Genomic DNA, 1259 nt, shown 5'->3' with positions numbered 1-1259 from the left:
TTGAGATCAAGATCAAGAGCAGATTAAGAGCAGATCAAGAGCGGCTCGCTTCGCATCGTGGTTACGGTTGATCGCTGCAGCGTTGTTTAGATGGAGAAAGCCCCGCCCGTCAATGCAACGAAGCCCGGGTAATCAGGTAGTTCACCCACTGCGGTTCATCGTCCAGTTCAATGCTCTGCACCGGACGCGGCAAGTTATCCAGCACGGTGCGCCAGAATGCCTGGGACACTTCGTCCTGATCATAGAAACGCACCAACCAATTGCGCTCGCCGCTGCACAGCACCTGGCTGGCGATGGCGCGGCCGATGCCCTTGCGGCGGTAGCGCTTGAGGATGAACAGGTCGGCCAGTTCCAGGGCGTCGATGCCCGGTAGTTCGCTGCCTTCGATCAACAGGAAACCGGCGATGTAGCCGTCTACCAGCAGCAGGTTGGCGCTCCATTGCGGGTCGCTCCAGTAGCGGGCCAGGTGTTCGTCGTGGATGTAGAAACGCCCATCGGCCTCGACATCTTCCTGTTCCCAGTCCGAAGACTCGTAGGCGTAGTACTGGTAAAGATTGCGGATCAGTTCGGCTTCTTCGGGGCCGGTCTGGATCAATTCGACGGTGGTTTCAGGCATGGGGCTCTCGGTGGAAAAACGCAGGGCGCCATTGTTCACAAAAGTGCTGCCCACGCCAATGGCCTGGCGAATCCTTTCTATTGGCTGAACCGATTGCAAATAGCAGTTGCCTTGGCCGAAATCCTGAAACATTTAGAATAAACTTCGCCGGTTTCTCCCTATTGCTCAAGGACACGTATTTTGACCAACGTCTGTACCGCCGGCCTGGATGTGGGCTTTGCCTCCCTGGATTACCTGCAGATCTTCATCCTGGGCGTGATCCAGGGCATTACTGAATTGCTGCCGGTGTCGTCCACCGCCCATATGCGCGTGGTGCCCGCCCTGCTCGGCTGGCAAGACCCAGGCTCGGCGTTTTCTGCGGCCATGCAACTGGCGGCGTTGGCGGCGGTGGTCAGTTACTTCTGGCGCGATGTGCGCCAGGTGACCACGGGCAGCATCAGTGCGGTGCGCCGGGGCGACTACAATGACCGCTGGTTCAAGCTGGCCGTGGCGATTGTGCTGGCAACTGTTCCGATTGGCATTGCCGGCCTGGCGTTGTCGTCGACCTTGAATGCGTGCAACTCACCCTTGCGCGGGCTGATGGTGATCGGCATTTCCTGCGTGGTAATGGCGGTATTGCTGGCCCTGGCTGAAGTGCGCGCCC

2 protein-coding genes are annotated in these 1259 nt (G+C 58.8%); one reads left to right on the top strand and one right to left on the bottom strand.

Annotation, left to right across the window (positions count from 1 at the left end; translation table 11 throughout):
- Nucleotides 1–109 precede the first annotated feature (109 nt).
- Complete coding sequence (locus tag A7K61_RS30575; RefSeq protein ID WP_069559022.1) at nt 110–748, bottom strand: GNAT family N-acetyltransferase; 639 nt, start codon at nt 746–748, stop codon at nt 110–112.
- Between the two features lie 48 nt (nt 749–796).
- Here A7K61_RS30575 and A7K61_RS30570 point away from each other — a divergent pair.
- Nucleotides 797–1259 (top strand): undecaprenyl-diphosphate phosphatase (locus A7K61_RS30570; RefSeq protein ID WP_171905513.1); only part of this gene is annotated, 463 nt, incomplete at its 3' end.

The organism is Pseudomonas sp. AP42 (assembly GCF_001728935.1).
In the GTDB taxonomy this organism is placed as follows: domain Bacteria; phylum Pseudomonadota; class Gammaproteobacteria; order Pseudomonadales; family Pseudomonadaceae; genus Aquipseudomonas; species Aquipseudomonas lactis.
The sequence above is the reverse complement of the archived record's forward strand: the minus strand, read 5'-3'. Positions and strand labels throughout refer to the sequence as shown.

Bases quoted from the DNA above. Each gene is read 5' to 3' on its own strand.
- A7K61_RS30575 (WP_069559022.1), bottom strand. From the start codon at position 748: ATGTTTCAGGATTTCGGCCAAGGCAACTGCTATTTGCAATCGGTTCAG.